This window comes from Cupriavidus oxalaticus (assembly GCF_038900635.1).
GTDB lineage: Bacteria > Pseudomonadota > Gammaproteobacteria > Burkholderiales > Burkholderiaceae > Cupriavidus > Cupriavidus oxalaticus_B.
Genome location: NZ_JAYMRX010000025.1, coordinates 1 through 21,512, shown reverse-complemented (window position 1 = coordinate 21,512; position 21,512 = coordinate 1). Strand labels below are relative to the sequence as shown.

Here is a 21,512-nt window from a genome sequence, read left to right as displayed (position 1 = left end):
CAGGAGGAACAGTTAAAACGGGGTGACCGGCATCGGCGGTCGGGGCGAAGAGCCTTGCAGGCGGCACAGCAAGGCACGACACAGCGAGAGACAGGCCGGGCCAAATATGGCGTGGCCCGGACACGGGTCTCGGCGCCCGCGGGCACTGTGTCCGGTTTGTTGCGATGCGCAATAAACCATAACAATTCGAGACGCCAAAGTCACGTTTCGATCACGCAAGGTTTGAAACAAATTGTTGGTGAGGTTGCCCGAAAGCCGCTCCGGGCAAGGCTTTGCGGGCGTTCAGGTCACACCGTCGCAAGCGCAGGCGAGCGCTAAGCCCGCCGGACCTCGCGACCAGCATGATTGACCGGGCTGCCGGCCGGCAGCCCGCGCGCCACACTTTTAATACGGTGTTACTTTTTAGCGCCTTCGCTGTAGGTATCGAACTTGCCGCTCTTGGCGCCTTCGGAATACGTATCGAACTTGCCGCTCTTCATGCCGCCCTGGCTGTATGAATCGAACTTCTGCGCGCCGCCCTGGATCGGTTCCATCTGGTCAGGCCGCGCACCGGGGTTGAGCGAGGTCACGTTGTCGCTTTTTGCGCCATCCGAATACGGACTGAACTTGTCCTGCTTGGCCCCATCGGTGTACGTGCTGAATTTGTCCTGCTTTGCGCCGTCGGTGTAGGGATTGAACTTGTCGGTCTTGCCGGTCTGGGCGTTCACTGTACCGAAGGCACAGGCGCCAGCCAGGCCAATGATGAGATTGCGCAGCTTCATGGGATCTCCTCTCGCGGGAAAGGCGCTTGCCCTTGCGGTGTACACCACTGACAGCCGCTGCGGAACAGGGGATGGCAAGCGTTGGGGCAGCAATCAACGCTAGGTCAGCGCTACGCCAGTGTCAACCGCGCCGGCACCGCCGCAATGCGGCAAAGTGGTCGTCGCCAGCCCGGCATTGCGCTTACAATGCCACCCAAAAGACCCATCCGGCTTGCCCGCGCAATGCCCTCCCTTGGCTTGCGGCACGCCAACATGAAGCCAAAGGAATCGTCATGCTGCCTCGGCAAACAGACCGCACTGCTTACCTGGCCACCCGCGCCGCCATCCGCGCCAGCATCGCCGGCGTGCTCGGCTCCACGCTGTTGCTCGCCATGGCCGCGCCGGCCCACGCATACTTCGACAACTACCTGAGCGGTTCCATCATCGGCACGCTCAACGAGAAGGAAGGTGCCTCGCTGTCGCAATCGGTGCGCAAGGCGCTCAACGATACCGCCGACGGCCAGTCGGTAACGTGGACCTACCCGGCCAGCGGACGGCGCCAGCAGGTCGATGGCACCATCACTCCCGTCGAAAGCAAGACCGACAAGGGACAGCAGTGCCGGCGGCTGGAGTCGGAACTGAAGCGCGGCAGCTCGCAGGAGCACTGGAAAGGCTGGTTCTGCAAGCAGCCCAGCGGGCAATGGAAGGCCCGCCACGTCGACGGCTGAAGCAGGCAACTGTGCGCGCGATCAGAGCGCCGGCCGCGCTCAGGCAGCGCGCGACGGTGCCCGGTGCGGCCGTGCGGCCGGATCGATCTGCGCGCTGCCCGGCTGCTCGAACCATCTGGCTTCGGGCACGTTGACAGCCTGGGCAGGCTGCGCCATGAAGTGCGGCGACATGATCTGCACGCCGTGCGTGTTGAACTGGTCCTGGATCGCCGCGTGCAGCGCGGATAGCGCAAAGAAGCGGTTGCGCGGATCATCGAGCGCGGCAAACAGTTCGTATTCGACATAGAAATCCGACAAGCCACGCTGCAGCACGAACGGCGTCGGTGACTCCGCCACGTGTTCGGCCTGCGCGGCGGCGGCCAGCAGCATCGCATGGACCTGCCGCCACGGCGTGTCGTAGCCGATGGTGACCGAGGTCGAAACCATCGCGGCCTGCCAACCCTCTTTCATGCCGGTATCGCGCACGCTGCCGTGCCGGGTGTAGTTGTGGATCGCGCTGCCGACCACCACCGCGTTCGGCAGCGTCACCTCTTCGTTGCGCAGGTTGATGACCTTGACCGACAGCGCGTCGAGCGTAGCCACCGTGCCGACGGTATCGCCGATGCATACCATGTCCCCGCGCCGCAGCGCGCGCGAGTACACCACCACCATGCCGCTCATCAGCTGGTTGACCACGTTGGCCGAGCCCAGCGTCACCATGAAACCGAGCAGCACCGACAGGCCCTTGAACACATCGCTGTCCGAGCCGGGGATATACGGGTAGGCAAAGGTGAACCCCAGCGCCCAGATCAACACCGCGGTCAGGCGCCGCGTGGCGCCGGCGGTCTCGGCATGCATCCCGGGCACCGAGATCTGGCCCTTCTGCACTGCCTTGAAGATATTCGAAACCAGCCGCTGCACCGCGCGCGTGATCAGCAGGATCACCGCCACCGTCACCAGCCCTGGTACTGCCCCAACCATCGACAAGGCAATGCCCGACAGCAGGTGGAGGATGAACGCACCCATGCGGTCGCCCATCGGCTGCGTCAGCGGAAACTGTTCGAGCGCGAACTCCAGCCAGGCAAAGGCCAGCACCAGCACCACGCCGACCGCAACGATCTGCACCAGGCGCTCTACCAGCTGGTAGAGCGTGCCGGTCCAGTCGAACTGGCCGGCCCTGCGTTCGAGGTGCCGCGCCACGTGGTGCTGCAATGCCGTGCGCAGGCGCGCGCGCAGCGCCACGCTGGCGCGCACGACGCCCCAGGCCAGCGCGGCCAGCACGCCCAGGCCGAGCAGGCTCAGCGCCGCGCCGCGGAACAGGTTGGGCCAGTGCAGGTGCGCGTGCCGCGCGGCAATAGCCTGGCGCAGTGCCGCCGCGGCCTGCGCGCCGGCAGCTTCCAGCGTGAGGTTGTCTTCCGCAGCAAGGTCTTGCTGGGCCAGGGCGAACAACAGCCGGTCACCAAGCCGGAACGCGATCATCGGCGCATCGCCGAGCGTGCCGCTGAGCTGCCCGAGCGGCTGGGCCAGTTCGGCCTCGGTAAGACCGTCGAACAACTGCTGCGCACGCGCCACGCGCATGGCGGGCGTCGCGCCGCCGACCGCTGCACGCAGCGTGGCGATGGGGCGATCCATCAGCCGCAGTTCCGCGACTTCGCCGCTGGGCACGGCGATCGGGACTGAGGCCTGTGCCGGTGCCGGCGTGGCCGCCCATGCCGGCTGGCACAGCAGCGCCAGCGTCCACAGGATTGCGATTCGCCGCCACCATGCTGCAAGCGCTGCCATAGATGCTCCTGTCCGAGGGTTGCATTGCGCCGGCGCAGCACGGCACGCCAGGCGGGCACGATGCCCGCTAGCATAGCGTGCGCGACAGCGCACGCAAAGCTGCCGCGCTGGAACAAAAAAAGGAGGCCGTAGCCTCCTGTCTCGATCCGCCGCAACGACCCTGCCTTTCCCCCCGGAAGGCACGGCATGGCGTGCCACAGGATTGTCGTTCGCGCGGCAGGGACGTGCCCCGCCCGCGTGCCACGCCATCGCAGCGCGGCGGCATGGCGGTACGGACGCCGCCTGCTTCCCCGCATGCCGGGGAGCGGGCGCCCGCCGCCATCGGCAGCGCGCTCAGGCGCCTTTATTTGTCGTCGGGGCCTTGGCAGCGGGAGCGTGGCTCTGCTTTTTCTTGGCGCTGGTCTTCTTGGCCTTGGCCTTGTGCTTGCTGTCGGCCTTGGCCGGTGCAGCCTTGTCGGCAGCCGGTGCCGCCGGCGTGGCGGGGGTTGCCGGAGCGGCCGGCGTTGCCTGCGCCATTGCGCCCGCACCGAACATTGCCAGCGACAGCATGACGATCCACTTCTTCATTTCGGTCTCCTCGTGAGCCCTGCGTATGGGAATGCCTGCAATGACCGGCACGCGATTCGCGCCGGGTCATTCGCATCAACGAGGACGGTTTGCACGCGGTTGACCGGGACAAACCCTGACAGGGGAGCGCCAGGGGACGCTCAGCTCAGCGGCACAGCCTGCGCAGCAGTTCACCCGCGATCGTGCCGGGGCCGGCGGGCTGGAAGGTGCCGTACTGCGGCGCGCGGATCGTATAGAGCGAACTGCCGCGCGCATAGCGCTTGCTGTACAGCGTCTGCTCGACCACCGCGAACATCGACGTGGCACAGTCGAGCACCATGCGCTTGAGCGACGAGCGGATCGGTTCGCCGTTGGCGGTGCGGATCACCCCTGACGGTGAATTGCGCATCAGCACGACACCCACCTGCGTCCCCTGGCGCCGGGTCGCCGACTGGTCGAAGTACGAGATCACGCCGTTGGCACCCATCAGCGGCAACCAGCGCTGCGGGTCAGGTGCGCCAGGGTCGGGCGCTGCCACCAGACGGCAGCCTTCCCTGGGCGTCGAGCGGAACACGGTGCCGGCGTCCGGCGCCTGGCACTCGTAAAGGCCGGCGGCCGCGGCCGGACGCTGCGCCGGCATGGCACTGCCTTCGGCATGAGCGGCCGGCACGGCCAGCCCGAGCATGCAGCCGGCCAGCGCGGCAGCATGCCTAAAAATGCGGAACATCATTGAATTGCCCTCGTATAGACGGGAAAAAGCGAGCCGCATTGTCGCACAGGACGCGCGCCATCTGGCGGCTTTGCAGCGGTTGCGCACGCGCTCGCGAATGGCGTCGCCCCCTCGGCCAGCAATGTGCCAACCCGTGTACTACAAATAGGGTATGGAGGCCGGCCATGCATGGCGACGCCCGTTGCGGCGCCGCGCCATGCAAGGTCCAACAGCAACGCAGCACCCCAAGCCTTGCGCCCATGCCACGACAAGACCAAGAAGCCAGTCAAGACTGCCGTGCAAGTTGTTGCGATCTCCCTCCCGCGCCTGCAGCACATACCAGTCTGCGGCACCGACAGCGTCGCTTGGCAGCGCGCCCGATGCCGCAGATCGTGCGACACGCCGCCGCGGCGAGCCTGCTGGCCCTCCCCCTTTGCCTCGGCACGGCGCACGCCGCGCCCGCCGTGCAGCTGGGCTACGGCTTCGACGAGACCCACCACGTGCAGAAGGTCGAGATGGCCATGCTGTGGGATTCAGGCTTTGCGTGGGGCAATCCGCAGGGCTGGCTGATCGACCTCCAATGGGAAGTCAATGTCGCGCGCTGGAACAGCAGCAGCGACAACAATCCGCATGACCTGTGGGAGTTCGGCGCCTCGCCGGTGGTCCGCATCGGCTGGTGGAAGCACGCGTGGGCGCCGTTCCTCGAACTGTCGGTCGGGCCGCGCTTGCTGACGGGAACGCGCACCTCGGACGACCATGTCATTTCCACGGCGTTCCAGTTCTCGGAATACGCGGGCCTGGGCGTAACCTTCGGCTCGGACCGGCGCTTTACCGCGGGCTACCGCTTCCAGCACCTGTCCAATGCCGGCATCAAGGAGCCCAATCCTGGCACCAGCTTCCACGTCATCTACCTGCGCTACCGCTTCTGAACGCCGGTGGCTGCGCGGCGCCCAGCGCTTCGAACAGGGCGCGCGTGGGTTCGTCGGCGGGAAAGAAGGACTCGATGCGCAGTTCCTGCAGCGTGATGTCCTGCGGAATGCCAAGCGTGGTCAGCGTCGAAAACAGCGACGCACGGAACGCGCCGGCATGCAGCACGACCGGCAACACCGGCAGCGGCGGTCCTTCGGCGCCGTCGTCCTCGGGCAGCAGCACGCCGCCGGGGCCGACCATGTCGGGATGCCACGCGGCGATGCGCCGCAAGATCTCGCGCGCGGTCTGGTCGTGCGCCTGGCTCTGCAATTCCTGCCAGACGCGCCGCAGCAGGTAGCGTCCGACCTGGCGCGCGTTCTCGATTACCGGCCACAATCCTTGCGGATCGAATACGGACAGCATCAGGTTGACCCGGCGCAGATCGCCGCCCCGGCCGCCCTGGCCGCCCTGCCCACCTTCGTCCTCCAGCGACGCGGGCGCGCGCCCGTCGAGCAGCGTATCGAGCATGCGCCGGTATGCCTGGTTGGCGTCGACCAGGTTCCAGAACCGGTCCAGCACCACGGCCGGGTACGGCTCCTGCTTGGACAGGATCAATGCGATCGCCTGCTGCACCATCTGCAACGGCGGCGAGGCCAGCGCATGTTCGCTGTAGGCCGGGGCGAAGCCGCCTGCCAGCAGCATGCGGTTGCGCTGGCGCAGCGGCACGCCGAGGCGCTCGGCCAGCGCCAGCACCATTTCACGGCTGGGGCGGGCGCGGCCGGATTCCAGGAAAGAGATGTGGCGCTGCGACACCCCGGCGGCCAGCGACAGCGCCAACTGGCTGTAGCCGCGCTTGCCGCGCCAGTAGCGCAGCAGGCCGGGGAAGTCGAGAGTGGCTTCTGAGGCGGGAGTCAACGTTTCCATGCGCGTATTACAGCATGGCCTCGCGCTGGCAGCGACTACCTGCCAGGTAATAGCAGCAATTCCCTGTCGGCCCTGGCTGCCGCCCCTGAGACGCAGGCGTCACTGTGACGACTCCCTGTAACAACCGAATGGTATGCTTGGCCTTTTTGAACACCCGGCGCGCAAAGGGCGCGCACTTTGATGGAAATTGCCATATTACTGGCGCTGATCCTGCTGAACGGCGTGTTCGCGATGTCCGAGATCGCGCTGGTCACCGCGCGCAAGGCGCGCCTGCAGCGGCAGATCGAGAACGGCGACCGGGGCGCGATCGAGGCCGTGAAGCTGGGCGAGGACCCCACACGCTTCCTGTCGACCGTGCAGATCGGCATCACGTCGATCGGCGTTCTCAACGGCGTGGTCGGCGAATCGACGCTGGCGCAGCCCTTCGGCGACTGGCTGCACAGCAGCGTTGGCATGGCAGAGTCCACCGCCGGCTACGTCGCCACCGCGATCGTGGTGGCCGGGCTGACCTACTTTTCCATCGTACTGGGCGAGCTGGTGCCCAAGCGCCTGGGCCAGATGGCCCCTGAAGCCATTGCGCGCCTGGTGGCGCGCCCGATCTCCTGGCTCGCGGTGGCGTCCACCCCCTTCGTCAAGCTGCTGTCGAGCTCCACCCGGCTGGTGCTGCGCCTGCTCGGCACCAAGACCGACAGCGGGCCCGGCGTGACCGAGGAAGAAATCCACGCACTGCTGGTCGAAGGCTCCGAAGCAGGCGTGATCGAGCAGCACGAGCACACCATGGTGCGCAACGTGTTCCGCCTCGACGACCGCCAGCTGGCCTCGCTGATGGTGCCCCGCGGCGACGTCATCTACCTCGACGTGGACGCGCCGCTGGAAGAAAACCTGCGCCGTATCGAGGAATCCGACCACTCCCGCTTCCCGGCGGTGCGCGGCGGCATGCATGACATCGTCGGCGTGGTCAGCGCGCGCCAGCTGCTGGCGCGCCGCCTGCGCGGCGAAGAGGCTGACCTGATGGCAGTGGTGCAGCCGGCGGTGTTCGTGCCCGAAAGCGTGACCGGGATGGAGCTGCTGGAAAACTTCCGCGCCTCGGGCGGCCAGGTGGCCTTTGTCATCGACGAATACGGCGAGGTGCTGGGCCTGGTGACGCTGCAGGACCTGATCGAAGCCATCACCGGCGAGTTCAAGGCCGAGGCCGCCGGCGAGGAATGGGCGGTGCAGCGCGACGATGGCTCGTGGCTGCTCGACGGCCTGATCCCGATCCCCGAACTGAAGGACCGCATCGGCCTGCGCCAGGTGCCGGAAGAAGAAAAGGAGCGCTACCACACGCTGTCGGGCATGCTGCTGTTGCTGCTCGGACGGCTGCCGCAGGTCGCCGACCGCGTCGAGTGGGGCGACTGGCGCTTCGAGATTGTCGACATGGACGGCAAGCGCATCGACAAGGTGCTGGCCTCGCGCCTGCCACCCGAAGACGGCCCGGAAGAAGAAACGACCGGCTGATGCCGCGCGTGTGTTCAGTCAACCCCATTCAGTGACGCGCTAGCGCCGCATTGATCTCTGTCAAACGATAGGTGCGTAGTCCGCAACTTGTCGCAACTTGCAAGATCCTGCCCCCCGGCTTGGCTTATGATCTGGCCTTGCGGCCCGTTGCGGCCGCAGCAGGCGTGCGCCGTCACGCCTGACGAGAGCAGCCGGCCCGCGCCAGCGGTCCTGCCAGACGTAGAACACTGACAACGGGGAGACGCGGGACAGCGCCGCCAACACGGCCGCCGCCCGCAACACGATTCATGCATCCAGATGCCGACGATCCCGGCGGGACGCCATCGGGCGGCGCACCACTGCCGTCCGATGCGAACGTCCCGGCGCGGCCGGCCGGACTGCTGTCCGCGCTGGCCGCGCGCCGCGCCGACGGCGCGCCGCCGACCGCTGTGCTGGCCATCCGGCTCGACCGCTTTGCCAGCGCGGGCGAGACCCTTGGCCCGCGCCGCGCCGCCCGCCTGCAGGCGCTGGTGCAGGCCCGCATTGCAGCCCTGCTGCCGCAGGGAGCGGTCATGCAGTGGGTGGCCGTGTCTGACCTGGGCGCGGTCACGGCACTGCCGGCCGGCGGCACGGATGCCGGGCCGATTGCCGAGCGCATTGCCGCCGACCTGTCCCGTCCGTTCGAGCTTGATGGCTTCGAGCTGTTTATCTCCAGCAGCATCGGCGTGGCCACCGACCACCCGGACATCCCCGCCGAGCGCAGCGTGCAGCAGGCCTTCGATGCCATGCTGCGCGTCGTCCGCCAGGGCGGCGACGGCCTCGCGCGCGCCGACAAGGCCGCCGCTCCGCCCACCGCACCGCTGCTGGCGGCCCTGCCCGAGGCGCTGGAGCGCGGCGAACTCAGCCTGCAACTGCAGCCGCGCGCCAACTTCGCAGGCGCCCGTGTCAGCGGCTATACCGTGCGCCTGCGCTGGCACAGCCCCGTGCTGGGCCGCGTGGCGCCGCAGGACTTTTTGCCGGCGGTGGAATCGCTAGGGCTGGTCGGACGCATCGGCGCCTGGCTGCTCGACAGCGTGCTGCCGCTGGTGCGCAGCGCCGAAGCGCTTGCGCCGCTGCAATTTACGCTACTGGCCTCCAGCGCGCAGCTGCACCGCCCGGAGATGGTCGATGCGCTGGCGCAGGCCATCACGGGCGGCATCGCCGCGGAGCGCCTGTGCATCGAGCTGCCTGCCAGCGCGGCGCCCCAGGACACCTGCGTCCCCGAGCGCTTTGCAGACTTGCGCCGCCTCGGGGTACAGCTGGCGCTGGGCGATTTCGACGACAGCCCGGGCAGCCGGCTTGCGCTGAAGGCGCTGCGGCCCGATAGCGTCTCGCTCGATGTACGCCGGCTGGGCCATAGCGGCGCGCGCGGGGCCAGCCCGGGCCTCGCCGAGCGGCTGCACAGCGCCTGCGTCATGGCGCGCCGCGCCGGCGCGGCGGTCTGCGCCAAGGGCGTGGAAAGCCGGCAGCAACTGGAGGCGGTGCGAGCCTGGGGCTGCCACAGCGTGCAGGGCTACCTGCTGGCGCAACCTTTCCCGGCGGCATGGCTGGTGCAGACCCACGCGGCCATCCAGCAGCGCGCCCGCGAGCTGCTGGCGCCGGCTGGCTGAAGTGTTCAAGCCGGGCCGCGCCAGCAGCAGCGGCAGCAACTGTTGCATCGATTGCACGATTTACAAATTGGCACATACCAGATATCAACCGCGCTGACAGCGGCAGTAAAATCTGCTTCAAACCCTCAACCGAATGGAAAGGAGCTCGGCGTGAAGAAAGGTTGGATCTGGTGCGTTCTGTTTGCCACCCTGTTGGCTGGCTGCAACACGATGGCAGGACTCGGACAAGACATTCAGCGCGGCGGCCAGAAGCTGGAAAGCTCGGCAGACCGGCACAAGTAAGCCGGACCGCCAAACCGCGCAACGACGCGGCCTGGCCGCGTCTGCAACCAAAAACGGCACGCCCCTCGGCGTGCCGTTTTGCATTGCATTGCCTGGCTTTGACTTGATTACGGCCCGGCGCGCTCAGCCCTTGCTGCGCAGCGCGCGGGCCTGCTCGGCCAGCGCACGGATTCGGCCCCAGTCCTTGCCGGCCACCGCGTCCTTCGGCACCACCCACGACCCGCCCACGCAAACCACGTTGGGCAAGGCCAGGTAGGTCGGCGCCAGCGCGGCATCGATGCCGCCGGTCGGGCAGAAGCGCAGCTGCGGCAGCGGTCCGCCCAGCGACTTGAGCATCGGTACCCCGCCAGCCGCCTGCGCCGGGAAGAACTTCAGGAAGGTGAAGCCGGCTTCCAGCGCCAGCATGGCCTCGCTGGCCGTGGCCACCCCCGGCAACAGCGAAATCCCCGCACCCTGCGCCCCCTCCGCCAGCGACGGGGTCAGGCCGGGCGACACGGCAAACTGCGCGCCGGCATCGCGCACGGCATGCAGCTGCTCGACGCTCAGGACCGTGCCCGCGCCCACGCAAGCCTGCGGCAGCGCGGCGGCCACGGCCTTGATGGCTTCCAGCGCGACCGGCGTGCGCAGCGTGATCTCCAGCAGCGGCAGGCCGCCGGTGACCAGCGCCTCGCTGACGTGCAGGGCCTCGTCGACCGAATGGAATTCCAGCACGGGGATCACCGGCACGTCGGCCAGCAGGGGGAGCAGCGGGGAAGTCTGGTTTTGCATATCGGTCTCGGGATGAAGGGTTCAGGAAAGCAAAGTCAGGGAATGCAGCCGGCTGAGCCGCCGCTCAGTCGCAGCTCAGCCGCCGATCACGGAGACCGATTCGGCCAGCCGGGCCATCACGGTCTGCGCATCGGGGATCGGCGCCACCGCGCCATAGCCGGTGGTGGACAGCGCCGCGGCCACGTTGGCGTAGCGCGCGGCCTCGAACGGGTCGGCGCCCGCCGCCAGCCGCGCGACAAAGCTGCCGCCGAAGCAATCGCCGGCGCCGGTGGCATCGACCGGCTTGACCGGATACGGTGCCACCAGCGTGCGCGATTCGGGTGTGGCCACGTAAGCGCCCTCCTCGCCCAGCTTGAGCGCCACCAGGCCGATGCCGCAGCCGAGCAGGTAATCGACGACGGCATCGCGGTCGTCCAGCCCCGTCAGCACGGTGATGTCGTCCCAGCTGGGCAGGCACACGTCGGTCAGCGCGAACGCTTCGCGCATGATGCCGCGCGCGCGCGCCAGCGACCAGAGCCGCAGGCGCAGGTTGGTGTCGAGCGTGACCCTGGTGCCAGCCTTGCGCGCATGCTCCATCGCCGCCAGGCCCGCATCGCAGGCGCTGGTGCTGATGGCCAGGCTGATGCCCGACAGGTGCAGGTAGCGCGCCGCGGCAATCGCGCCCAGCGGCAGCTGCTCATGCTGGTAGCGGCTGGCGGCGGAACCTTCGCGCAGGTAGTCGAAGCGATGGCCGTGGTTGTCGTGCGAGACAAAATAGACGCCGGTGGGCGCGGACGGGTCCACATGGACGTGACGCGTATCGACCCGCTCCTGCGTCCACAGCGCGCGCAGGCGCTCGCCGAAGGTATCGGCGCCCACCGCGCTGATATAGCCGGTGCTGGCGCCCTGCCGGGCCGCGGCAATGCAGAAGTTGGAGGTATCGCCGCCAAAGCCCTGCAAATAGCGGTCGGGATCGTCGCGCTGCTGGTTGAACTCCACCAGCGGCTCGCCGTAGGCCAGGATATCGATGCTCATGGGGCGTTCCGCTTCAGAAGAAGGTTTGCACGATGTCGATCACGCGCAGGTCGCGATCCAGCACCGGGATATGGCGCCACTTGTCGAAGGTCAGGCAAGGGTGCGAGATATCGAAGGCGATCATGTCGCCGACCCGGATGTCGTCGCCCGGCTTGACCTGCAGGTAGGCGTGCTGGTCCATCATGCCGGTCACTTCCCAGTGCGCGGGCACGTCGACCGGCGCCTCGCTGCCCGGTCGGTACAGCCGCGCGGGGATCGGCATGCCGGCATCGAAGGCGGCGTCGCGCTTGCCCATGCCGATGATGACGCGGTCCGGCTCGGGGATCGACTGCACGTAGGCCCATAGCTGCAGCGCGGGCAGCAGGCCCTCGCGCATCTTCTGCGCGACCGGGTTGCTGGCCAGGATGCGCTGCTGCGCGGCGCGGTAGATGCCTACGTCGTGGGTCAGGTAGCAGCCGGGGCGCAGCACGATGTCGATCGGCGTGCCGATGTCGGTGCGCGCGAACTCCTCGGCGACCACGTCATACCAGGCCGAGCCCGCGCCCGACATCACCACCGGGCTGCGGCCGAAGCGGCCCTGCCGCGCCAGTTCCCGCGTCACTGCCACGGTGCGCTGCAGGAAGGCGCGGATATCGGCCTCTTCCTTCAGCACGCCTTCATAGATTTCGACACCCGCCAGCGACAAGGCCTGCGGCCAGCGCGCCAGCGCGTCGAGCACGGCCTGCTGCTGCGCGTCGTCGCGTACGCCGGTGCGCCCGCCCGCCACGCCCAGTTCCAGCAGCACCTGCAGCGTCTGCCCGCGCTCCTGGAAGAACTTGCCGAGCTGGTCGACCAGCGCGGCGGAGTCCACCAGCGCGAAGAACTCGAAGCCAGGATCGTCGCGCAGCAGGTCCGCAACGATCTCCATGTTGCGGCGGCCCACCAGCTGGTTGGCCATCAGCACGCGCTTGACGCCGTGCGCATGCGCCGCGGCGGTCTGGTGCGCGGTCGCCAGCGTGATGCCCCACGCGCCGGCGCCGAGCTGGCGCGCGAACAGCTTGGGCGCCATGGTGGTCTTGCCATGCGGCGCAAGCTGCACGCCGTACTCCCCCATGAAGCGGCGCATCCATTCCAGGTTGTGCGCAAGCCGGTCTTCGTAAAGCACCGCGGCCGGCAGGCTCAGCTCTTCCTGCAGCAGGCTCCAGCCGGTGCGGGCGGCGTCCGGTGCCAGCGGGGCTTCCAGGCGCCCCAGCGCCTTGTTGAGCGGATCGATCACGCCGGCCTGATACTTTATTTCACGCATGCTTGCCGTCACCCTTAAAAAATCTGATTGACGTAATGATAGCCCTGAAAATAAGATATTTCATCTTTGTTATAAAGTAACACGCTGACAGCACACAGGACCGCAGAGGCAACGCGCAAGGCCGCGTCAGTCACTGTTATAGCCCCTGCCGACAGCATCTGCCGCCTGCGCCACTTTGCCTCGCGGCCCTGCCCAGCCACCCAACCATGACCGCGCCCTTCGACATCCTGACCCGCATTGCCGAGCGCGGCCCCGCGCTGCGCCTGGCCGAGCAGAAGGTCGCGCAGGTGGTGCTGGAAGACCTGGCCGGCGCCGCGGCGGCGAGCATCAACGAACTGGCGCGCAAGGCCGGCGTCAGCGAGGCCAGCGTGACCCGATTCGCCAAGGCCATCGGCTGCCGCGACGTGCGCGACCTGAAGCTGCGGCTGGCACAGGCCACCGCAGTGGGTGCGCGTTTCCTGCAACCCGGCGGCGCCGATGCAGCTGCCGAAGCACCGGCGACGCTCGCCGACAGCATCCATGCCGACATCCTGACCGCGCTCGAAGTCAACCGCGGCCTGATGGACGCGCAGCGCATCGAAGACGCCGCGCGGCTGTTGCTGGGCGCACGCATGGTCTACGCTTTTGGCATGGGCGGCGGCTCGTCGTTCATGGCCGACGAGGCGCGCCACCGCCTGGCGCGGCTGGGCCAGCCGGTGGCCAGCTACCAGGACGGGCTGCTGCAGAAGATGGTGGCGGCCACGCTGAGCCGCGACGACGTGGTGCTGGCGTTCTCGGCCAGCGGGCGCGTGCCGGAGATGCTGGCCAGCTGCGAGATCGCACGTGAATACGGCGCGAAGCTGGTCGCGGTGACTGCGCTGGGCTCGCCGCTGGCCGCGCGCGCCGACGTGCTGCTGCCGGTGCGCACGCTGGAGACGGATTTCATTTTCAAGCCGTCCGCGTCGCGCTACGCGATGCTGATGGTGCTGGACGTGCTGGCCACCCAGTGCGCGTTGCTGCAGCAGGACCAGAGCAAGGAGCGGCTGCGCCGGCTCAAGTACGTGCTGGACAGCCACCGCGGCGAGACCGGCCCCGGCCTGGGTCCTGACAGCCGCCAGCCTCTGGGAGACTGACCATGCCACACCTGTTCGATACCCTCATCCGACTCGTCACGCTGATAGACGGCTCCGGCGCCGCCGCGCGCCTGGCCGACGTGGCGCTGCGCGACGGCCGCATAGCCCGCATCGATGAAGGCGGCGCGATCGATCCCGATGCCGCCGCGCATGTAGTCGAAGGCCACGGCCTGGTGCTGTCACCGGGCTTTATCGACGTGCATACGCATGACGATACCAACGTCGTGCGCCAGCCCGAGATGACGCCCAAGCTGTCGCAGGGCGTGACCACCGTGATCGTCGGCAACTGCGGCATCAGCGCCGCGCCGGTAACGCTCTCGGGCGACCCGCCCGACCCGATGAACCTGCTCGGCCATGCCGACGCGTTCCGCTACCCCAGCTTCAAGGCCTACGTCGACGCCGTCGATGCCGCGCAGCCCGCGATCAACGTCGCCGCCCTGGTGGGCCATACCGCGCTGCGCAGCAACCATATGGACCGCCTCGACCGCGCCGCCACGCCCGCGGAAATCGCGGCCATGCGCGCGCAGCTGGAAGAATCGCTGCAGCACGGCGCGCTGGGCCTGTCCACCGGACTTGCCTACGCTAATGCCTTCAACGCGCCGACCGAGGAAGTGCTGGCGCTGGCCGAGCCGCTGGCCCATGCCGGCGCGCTCTATGCCACGCACCTGCGCAGCGAGTTCGCCGAGATCCTCGACGCCATGGACGAAGCCTTCCGCATCGGCCGCCATGCACGTGTGCCGGTGGTGATCTCGCACCTGAAATGCGCCGGCGTTGACAACTGGGGCCGCAGCACCGAAGTGCTCGACGCCCTCGACGGCGCGCAGCGCTGGCAGCCAGTCGGCTGCGACTGCTATCCCTATACCGCCAGCTCGTCGACGCTGGACCTGAAGCAGGTCACCAGCGACTTCGACATCATGGTGACGTGGTCCGAAGGCGCGCCCGAGATGGGCGGCCGGCTGCTGGCCGATATCGCCGCCGAATGGCGGGTCGACCTGCTCGAGGCCGCGCGCCGGCTGATGCCCGCCGGCGCGGTCTACCACTGCATGGAAGACGCAGACGTCGACCGCATCCTGAGCCACCCCGCCACGGTGGTCGGCTCGGACGGCCTGCCCAACGACCCGCTGCCGCATCCGCGCCTGTGGGGAGCGTTCCCGCGCGTGCTGGGCCACTATGCGCGCGACCGCGAGCTGTTCCCGCTCACCGTCGCCGTGAACAAGATGACCGGCCTGTCGGCCGAGCGCTTCGGCCTGCATGGCCGCGGCTTCGTGCGCGAAGGCTACTGGGCCGACCTGGTGCTGTTCGACGCCGCGACCATCCGCGACGCCGCCAGCTTCACCGACCCGATGCAGCCCGCCGAAGGCATTGCCGCGGTCTGGGTCAACGGCGAGCTGTCATGGCAGCAGCGGCAGTCGACCGGAATCCGCGCAGGACGCTTCCTGGCGCGCGGCGCCGACTGATTCGCTTCCTTTTCTTCGATTTTTCCCCAGCAACAAATTCCAGGAGTACCCATGGACATCAAACGATTCGGCGTGGAAGGCGGCACCGGCCAGGGTGGCGCGCACATGCCGTTTGCGCGCGCAGTAGCGGCCGACGGCTGGCTCTACGTTTCCGGCCAGGTGCCGATGGTCGGCGGCGAGCTGATCGATGGCGGCATCGTGCCGCAGACCCACCAGGCCATCAAGAACGTGCTGGCGATCCTGGCCGAGGCCGGCTACGGCCCCGAGCACGTCGTCCGCTGCGGCGTGTGGCTGGACGATGCGCGCGACTTCGCCTCGTTCAACAAGATCTTCAAGGAATACTTTGGCGCCAACCCGCCGGCGCGCGCCTGCGTGCAATCGAGCATGGTGGTGGACTGCAAGGTCGAAGTGGACTGCATCGCCTACAAGAAGCCGGCGGCCTGAGCCTGCTGCCTGCTTGCTTGATTGACTCATTCCTGACTGTTTGCTCCCCTCTCCCGCGCGCGGGAGAGGGGCCGGGGGAGAGGGCCGGCGCCACCACGAAGTGAGCCGCCACGGTGCTTGCCACGCGCCCGCCCTCTCCCCCAACCCCTCTCCCGCAAGCGGGATAGGGGAGAAAACAACAAGCCTGAACCTCTGCCGCACACAAGCGGCTTTTTTTCCACGCAAGGAGACAATATGGGTGCCGTCACCGGAACCACGCTCTTGGTGTATGCGCTGATCGCCGTGATCGCCCTGGTGGTGCTGATCGCGCGCTACAAGCTCAACCCCTTCATTACCCTCGTTGTCGTCTCGGTGCTGCTCGGCTTTGCCGTGGGCATGCCGATGGGCGACATCGTCAAGTCATTCGAAGCCGGTGTCGGCGGCACCCTCGGCCATATCGCGCTGGTGGTGGGCCTGGGCACCATGCTTGGCAAGATGATGGCCGAGTCGGGCGGAGCGGAACGCATCGCCAACACGCTGATCGACTTCTTCGGCGCGAAGAACGTGCACTGGGCCATGGCGACCATTGCCTTTATCGTCGGCCTGCCGGTGTTCTTCGAGGTCGGCTTCGTGCTGCTGGTGCCGATCGCCTTCAACGTGGCCAAGCGCACCGGCACGTCGATGGTAGTGGTCGGCATCCCCATGGTGGCCGGCCTGTCGGTGGTGCATGGCCTGATCCCGCCGCATCCGGCCGCGCTGCTGGCCGTGACCGCGTACGGCGCGGACATCGGCAAGACCATCATGTACGCGCTGATCGTGGGCATTCCCACGGCGGCCATTGCCGGCCCGCTGTTTGCAAAGCTGATGGACCGCTATGTCAAGCTGCCCGAGGTCAACCCGCTGGCCGACCAGTTCACCGAAGAGGATGAGCGCGTCAAGGAATCGCACGAACTGCCGGGCTTTGGCATCACGGTGTTCACCATCCTGCTGCCGGTGATGCTGATGCTGATCGGCAGCTGGGCCGACGTCTTCACCACGCCCAAGACCTTTGCCAACGACTTCCTCAAGCTGATCGGCAACTCGGTGATGGCGCTGCTGATCGCCGCGCTGGTGAGCTTCTACACCTTCGGCAAGGCGCGCGGCTTCAACCGCGAAACCATCCTGAAGTTCACCAACGAGTGCGTGGCGCCCACCGCGATCATCACGCTGGTGGTCGGCGCCGGCGGCGGCTTCGGCCGCATCCTGCGCGACTCGGGAATCTCCACCGCCATCGTCGATGTCGCCACCAGCGCGCAGGTGTCGGTGCTGGTGCTGGGCTGGCTGGTCGCGGTGATGATCCGCATCGCCACCGGCTCGGCCACCGTCGCCATGACCACCGCCGCCGGCATCGTCGCGCCGATCGCCGCCAGCGTGCCCGGCACCCGTCCCGAGCTGCTGGTGCTGACCACCGGCGCCGGCTCGCTGATCCTGTCGCACGTGAACGACGGCGGCTTCTGGCTGGTCAAGGAGTACTTCAACATGACCGTGACGCAGACCTTCCAGACCTGGTCGGTGTGCGAGACCATCATCTCGGTGGTGGCGCTGCTGCTGACGCTGGGCCTGGCCACGGTGGTCTGAGGCGCGAAAGCCGTACCGCGCACCCTTAGCCAGGTGCGCGCGGCGCGGCGTGCCGGATAGCGCACTGAAGCAGCGGTTTACAAGGCTCTGGCCAGCGCCTAAGGTCAACCAGTGTATGACCCGCCTCCAACCGCTTCCAACCGCTCCCATGCCACTCGACCGCCGCTCATTCCTGGCCCTGGCCGCCGGGCTGACCGCCACCGGCGCCCTGCCCGCCCTTCCCGCCGACGCCGCCACCGTTGCCGTGCCCCTGCGCCGCAACATCCCGGGCACGACCGAGGCCCTGCCCGTCGTGGGCATGGGCACGGCCGACACCTTCAACGTCAGCAGCGAAGCCACCGAACGCAAGCCGCTGGCCGAAGTCATGGCGATGCTGTTGCGCACCGAAGGCTCGGTCATCGACACCGCGCCCAGCTATGGCAGCGCCGAGGCAGTGACCGGCGACCTGCTGCGCGCGGCCAACGCCCGGCAGCGCGTATTCCTGGCGACCAAGATCTCGGCCCAGTCCGGCGCCCCGGCGCAGGCGCAGTGGGGACGCTCGCTGGCCGACCTGCGCGTCGACAAGGTCGACCTGCTGCAAGTGCACAACCTGATCGACTGGCAAGGCAACCTGCGCTTCCTGCGCGAGTTGAAGGAGCAAGGCCGCATCCGCTACCTGGGCATCACCCATTACCGCGACGACGCGCACGAGGCGCTGGAGCGGATCGTGCGCAACGAGCGCATCGATTTCGTCCAGGTCAACTACTCGGTGGCCGAGCGCAATGCCGAGCGCACGCTGCTGCCGCTGTGCCAGGAGCGCGGCGTCGCGGTGCTGGTCAACCGCCCGTACCAGGACGGCCGCCTGTTCCGCGTGGTCAAGGACCGGCCGCTGCCGCCGTGGGCCGGAGACATCGACTGCGGCTCGTGGGGCCAGCTGTTCCTGAAATTCATCGTCAGCCATCCGGCGGTGACCGCCGCCATCCCCGCCACCTCCAAACCGCGCAACATGGCCGATAACCTTGGCGCCGCGCTGGGGCGCATGCCCGATCCTGGCCAGCGCGAGCGCATCGCCGCGCTGCTGGCCTGACGCGCGCCGGGCCGCATGGACGAACCCGATCGCGACACACCCGCCGGCGGCGGCCTGGCACGGCTGCGGCGCGGCTTTGGCATCCGCCCCGGCGAGGGGAGCGCGGTAGTGGCCGGCTTCCTGTTCTTCTTCTGCCTGTTCGCCAGCTACTTCATGCTGCGCCCGGTGCGCGAGACCATGGGCATCGCCGGCGGCGTGAAGAACCTGCAATGGCTGTTTACCGCGACCTTCGTCGTCATGCTGGCGGCGATCCCGCTGTATGGCGCGGTGTGCGCGCGGCTGCCGCGCCGGCGCTTCGTGCCGTGGGTCTACGCGTTCTTTATCGCCAACCTGCTCGCCTTCGCCTTCGCCACGCGCGCATGGCCTGACGATGTCTGGCTGGCGCGCGTGTTCTACGTGTGGCTGTCGGTGTTCAACCTGTTCGTGGTGTCCGTCGCGTGGAGCCTGATGGCAGACGTGTTCCGGCCAGAGCAGGCGCGGCGCCTGTTCGCGCTGCTGGCCGCGGGCGCCAGCGCCGGTGGTCTGGCCGGGCCGGTGCTGGGCGGCTGGCTGGTGCCGCAGATCGGGCTGACCGGGCTGATGCTGTTGTCCGCCGCGCTGCTCGCCGCGACGCTGCCGGGGGTGGGCTGGCTGTTCGGCTGGCGCCGCCGCGCCGGCGCGGGCCATGAAGTGCACGCCGATATTGCCAGCGATCCCGCCAGCGACCCTGCCAACCCGGTCGGCGGCGGCCTGTGGGCGGGGCTGGCGTTGTTGCTGCGCTCGCGCTACCTGCTCGGCATCGGCCTGTTCGTGATCCTGCTGGCCACTGCCAGCACCTTCCTGTATTTCGAGCAGGCGCGGCTGGTGGCCGAGGCCTTCCCCGAGCGCACCCGGCAAACCCAGGTCTTCAGCGCGCTCGACGCCACGGTCCAGGCGCTGACCATCCTGATCCAGCTGTTCTTCACCGGCCGCATGGCACGGCGCTATGGCGTCACGCTACTACTGACCGCGGTGCCGCTGGCGGTCGCGGCGGGCTTCGTCGTGCTGGCGCTGGTGCCGACCTTCGGCGTGCTGGCCGGCGTGATGATCCTGCGGCGCGTGGGCGAGTATGCGCTGCTGCGGCCCGGGCGCGAGATGCTGTTCACGGTGGTCGATCCCGAGACCAAGTACAAGGCCAAGAACGTGATCGACACCGCGGTCTATCGTGCCGGCGATGCGGTCAGCGCATGGGTCAAGACCGCCATCGATGCGATTTCCGGCCACCCGGCCACGGTAGCGCTGGCCGGTGCCGGGCTGGCGCTGGCATGGGCGGCGCTGGGATGGTGGCTGGGGCGGCGGCACGAGAACGAGCTGGCGCCGCGGGACACCAGCCGGCGCGCGGGAGCGGCCGGCGCGACGACGACTTCGCGCTAGCCGTGTCCAGCGCTCCGGGACGACCGCTTCAGCGCTTCGCCTTGTTCGCGACGGGCAGCATCTCGCCGGAGTCCGCCAGCGAAGACTCGATCCGGTGGATCTCGCGGCGCAGCTTGTCTAACTCCTTTTTGGTAATTCACTGTCCGGTGCGGCTGGCCGCGGCCCGGCAGATGGCCGTATAGTCATGGCCTCGGGCGCAGAAGCATCGCCCAGGACATTCCTGACCCCGGAGGACCCCATGAAGACCAAAGCCGCCATCGCCTGGAAAGCCGGCGCCCCGCTGACCATTGAAGACGTGGACCTGGACGGCCCGCGTGCCGGGGAAGTGCTGGTGGAAGTGAAGGCCACCGGCATCTGCCATACCGATTACTACACGCTGTCGGGCGCCGACCCGGAAGGCATTTTTCCGGCGATCCTGGGCCATGAAGGCGCCGGCATCGTCACCGACGTCGGCCCCGGCGTGACATCGCTCAGGCCCGGCGACCACGTGATCCCGCTGTACACGCCGGAATGCCGCCAGTGCAAGTTCTGCCTGTCGCGCAAGACCAACCTGTGCCAGGCGATCCGCGCGACGCAGGGCAAGGGCCTGATGCCGGACGGCACCTCGCGCTTCTCGCTCGACGGCAAGCCGATCTTCCACTACATGGGCACCTCGACCTTCGCCAACCACATCGTGGTGCCGGAGATCGCGCTGGCGAAGATCCGCCCCGATGCGCCCTTCGACAAGGTCTGCTACATCGGCTGCGGCGTGACCACCGGCGTGGGCGCGGTGCTGTTCACCGCCAAGGTGGAAGCCGGCGCCAACGTGGTCGTGTTCGGCCTCGGCGGCATCGGCCTGAACGTGATCCAGGCGGCGAAGATGGTCGGCGCCGACAAGATCATCGGCGTGGACCTGAACCCGGCGCGCGAAGCGATGGCGCGCAAGTTCGGCATGACGCATTTCGTCAACCCGAAGGACGTGGAGAACGTGGTCGACCACATCATCCAGCTGACCGACGGCGGCGCGGACTACTCGTTCGAATGCATCGGCAATACGCAGGTCATGCGCCAGGCGCTGGAGTGCTGCCACAAGGGCTGGGGCAAGTCGATCGTCATCGGCGTGGCCGAGGCCGGCGCCGAGATTTCGACGCGTCCGTTCCAGCTGGTGACGGGCCGCGAGTGGAAAGGCTCGGCCTTCGGCGGCGCGCGCGGGCGCACCGACGTGCCGAAGATCGTCGACTGGTACATGGAAGGCAAGCTCAATATCGACGACCTGATCACGCACACGCTGCCGCTGGAGCGCATCAACGAAGGCTTCGACCTGATGAAGCGCGGCGAGTCGATCCGCTCGGTGGTGCTGTACTGAGGCGCGCGCCATGATCGAACTGATCTCGCAACACGGCTGCCATGGCGGCGTGCAGCGCTTCTACCGCCATGAGTCGGCGGCGATCGGGCTGCCGATGCGCTTCTCGGTGTTCCTGCCGCCGCAGGCGCAGGGTGGCGCGAAGGTGCCGGTGCTGTTCTACCTGGCCGGGCTGACCTGCACCGAAGAGACCTTTATGATCAAGGCCGGGGCGCAGCGCTTTGCCGCCGAGCACGGCCTGATGCTGGTGGCACCCGACACCAGCCCGCGCGGCGCGGGCGTGCCGGGCGAGGCCGATGCGTGGGACTTCGGCGT

The 21,512-nt window shown here is 68.1% G+C and carries 21 protein-coding genes; 13 read left to right on the top strand and 8 right to left on the bottom strand.

Features of this window, described 5'->3' with window-relative positions; all coding sequences use genetic code 11:
- Positions 1 to 395 precede the first annotated feature (395 nt).
- Positions 396 to 761: a hypothetical protein gene (locus VSR71_RS28645; RefSeq protein ID WP_342917038.1), complete on the bottom strand. Its 366-nt coding sequence runs from the start codon at positions 759 to 761 to the stop codon at positions 396 to 398.
- Between the two features lie 272 nt (positions 762 to 1,033).
- Here VSR71_RS28645 and VSR71_RS28640 point away from each other — a divergent pair, with 272 nt between their 5' ends.
- The gene (locus VSR71_RS28640; RefSeq protein WP_342917037.1) at positions 1,034 to 1,468 is read left to right on the top strand and encodes an RT0821/Lpp0805 family surface protein; all 435 of its coding nucleotides are present in this window, start codon (positions 1,034 to 1,036) and stop codon (positions 1,466 to 1,468) included.
- A 39-nt stretch (positions 1,469 to 1,507) separates the two neighbouring features.
- Here the strand turns inward: VSR71_RS28640 and VSR71_RS28635 are convergent, their stop codons facing one another.
- The 3 genes from VSR71_RS28635 to VSR71_RS28625 form a co-directional block, all read right to left on the bottom strand.
- On the bottom strand, positions 1,508 to 3,229 hold the full coding sequence (locus tag VSR71_RS28635) for a mechanosensitive ion channel family protein (RefSeq protein WP_342917036.1): 1,722 nt from the start codon (positions 3,227 to 3,229) through the stop codon (positions 1,508 to 1,510).
- A 333-nt stretch (positions 3,230 to 3,562) separates the two neighbouring features.
- On the bottom strand, positions 3,563 to 3,796 hold the full coding sequence (locus tag VSR71_RS28630; RefSeq protein ID WP_342917035.1) for a hypothetical protein: 234 nt from the start codon (positions 3,794 to 3,796) through the stop codon (positions 3,563 to 3,565).
- 145 nt (positions 3,797 to 3,941) lie between these two features.
- Complete coding sequence (locus VSR71_RS28625) at positions 3,942 to 4,505, bottom strand: surface-adhesin E family protein (protein WP_342917034.1); 564 nt, start codon at positions 4,503 to 4,505, stop codon at positions 3,942 to 3,944.
- 359 nt (positions 4,506 to 4,864) lie between these two features.
- On the opposite strand from VSR71_RS28625, the gene VSR71_RS28620 reads away from it, so the two are divergent.
- Positions 4,865 to 5,413: an acyloxyacyl hydrolase gene (locus VSR71_RS28620; protein WP_342917033.1), complete on the top strand. Its 549-nt coding sequence runs from the start codon at positions 4,865 to 4,867 to the stop codon at positions 5,411 to 5,413.
- On the opposite strand, the gene VSR71_RS28615 is transcribed toward VSR71_RS28620, so the two are convergent.
- Positions 5,388 to 6,317, bottom strand: a complete 930-nt coding sequence (locus VSR71_RS28615) for a helix-turn-helix transcriptional regulator (protein WP_342917032.1) — start codon at positions 6,315 to 6,317, stop codon at positions 5,388 to 5,390. The two genes, VSR71_RS28620 and VSR71_RS28615, sit on opposite strands and share 26 nt — an antisense overlap.
- A gap of 180 nt (positions 6,318 to 6,497) precedes the next feature.
- On the opposite strand from VSR71_RS28615, the gene VSR71_RS28610 reads away from it, so the two are divergent.
- From VSR71_RS28610 to VSR71_RS28600, 3 genes are all read left to right on the top strand, one after another.
- A complete protein-coding gene (locus VSR71_RS28610; RefSeq protein ID WP_342917031.1) occupies positions 6,498 to 7,814 on the top strand; it encodes a hemolysin family protein in 1,317 nt (438 codons plus the stop codon).
- 287 nt (positions 7,815 to 8,101) lie between these two features.
- On the top strand, positions 8,102 to 9,442 hold the full coding sequence (locus tag VSR71_RS28605; protein WP_342917030.1) for a GGDEF domain-containing protein: 1,341 nt from the start codon (positions 8,102 to 8,104) through the stop codon (positions 9,440 to 9,442).
- A 150-nt stretch (positions 9,443 to 9,592) separates the two neighbouring features.
- Positions 9,593 to 9,724 carry an entericidin A/B family lipoprotein gene (locus tag VSR71_RS28600; protein WP_010814145.1) on the top strand — a complete coding sequence of 44 codons (132 nt, stop codon included), beginning with the start codon at positions 9,593 to 9,595 and terminating at the stop codon, positions 9,722 to 9,724.
- Positions 9,725 to 9,847: 123 nt separating this feature from the next.
- Here VSR71_RS28600 and VSR71_RS28595 read toward each other — a convergent pair whose 3' ends face one another.
- The 3 genes from VSR71_RS28595 to VSR71_RS28585 all read right to left on the bottom strand — a co-directional run bounded on the left by VSR71_RS28595 (position 9,848) and on the right by VSR71_RS28585 (position 12,788).
- Positions 9,848 to 10,492, bottom strand: coding sequence for a bifunctional 4-hydroxy-2-oxoglutarate aldolase/2-dehydro-3-deoxy-phosphogluconate aldolase (locus VSR71_RS28595; RefSeq protein ID WP_342917029.1), 645 nt, complete (start codon positions 10,490 to 10,492; stop codon positions 9,848 to 9,850).
- 75 nt (positions 10,493 to 10,567) lie between these two features.
- The gene (locus VSR71_RS28590) at positions 10,568 to 11,506 is read right to left on the bottom strand and encodes a sugar kinase (protein ID WP_342917028.1); all 939 of its coding nucleotides are present in this window, start codon (positions 11,504 to 11,506) and stop codon (positions 10,568 to 10,570) included.
- Between the two features lie 13 nt (positions 11,507 to 11,519).
- A complete protein-coding gene (locus VSR71_RS28585; protein ID WP_342917027.1) occupies positions 11,520 to 12,788 on the bottom strand; it encodes an amino acid deaminase in 1,269 nt (422 codons plus the stop codon).
- 206 nt (positions 12,789 to 12,994) lie between these two features.
- On the opposite strand from VSR71_RS28585, the gene VSR71_RS28580 reads away from it, so the two are divergent.
- The 8 genes from VSR71_RS28580 to VSR71_RS28545 all read left to right on the top strand — a co-directional run.
- Entirely contained in the window at positions 12,995 to 13,900 is a 906-nt protein-coding gene (locus VSR71_RS28580) for a MurR/RpiR family transcriptional regulator (RefSeq protein WP_342917026.1), read from the top strand.
- Positions 13,901 to 13,902: 2 nt separating this feature from the next.
- A complete protein-coding gene (locus VSR71_RS28575) occupies positions 13,903 to 15,357 on the top strand; it encodes a D-aminoacylase (protein WP_342917025.1) in 1,455 nt (484 codons plus the stop codon).
- 51 nt (positions 15,358 to 15,408) lie between these two features.
- Positions 15,409 to 15,801, top strand: a complete 393-nt coding sequence (locus VSR71_RS28570) for a RidA family protein (protein WP_063240271.1) — start codon at positions 15,409 to 15,411, stop codon at positions 15,799 to 15,801.
- Positions 15,802 to 16,035: 234 nt separating this feature from the next.
- Positions 16,036 to 17,397, top strand: coding sequence for a GntP family permease (locus tag VSR71_RS28565; protein ID WP_209761678.1), 1,362 nt, complete (start codon positions 16,036 to 16,038; stop codon positions 17,395 to 17,397).
- Between the two features lie 148 nt (positions 17,398 to 17,545).
- Positions 17,546 to 18,463 (top strand): aldo/keto reductase, encoded by a 918-nt coding sequence (locus tag VSR71_RS28560; RefSeq protein ID WP_342917024.1) that lies wholly within the window; start codon positions 17,546 to 17,548, stop codon positions 18,461 to 18,463.
- Between the two features lie 15 nt (positions 18,464 to 18,478).
- Entirely contained in the window at positions 18,479 to 19,855 is a 1,377-nt protein-coding gene (locus tag VSR71_RS28555; protein WP_342917023.1) for an NTP/NDP exchange transporter, read from the top strand.
- Between the two features lie 238 nt (positions 19,856 to 20,093).
- A complete protein-coding gene (locus VSR71_RS28550; protein ID WP_342917022.1) occupies positions 20,094 to 21,200 on the top strand; it encodes an S-(hydroxymethyl)glutathione dehydrogenase/class III alcohol dehydrogenase in 1,107 nt (368 codons plus the stop codon).
- A 10-nt stretch (positions 21,201 to 21,210) separates the two neighbouring features.
- On the top strand, positions 21,211 to 21,512 hold a 302-nt coding region (locus VSR71_RS28545; RefSeq protein ID WP_342917021.1), incomplete at its 3' end, for an alpha/beta hydrolase-fold protein.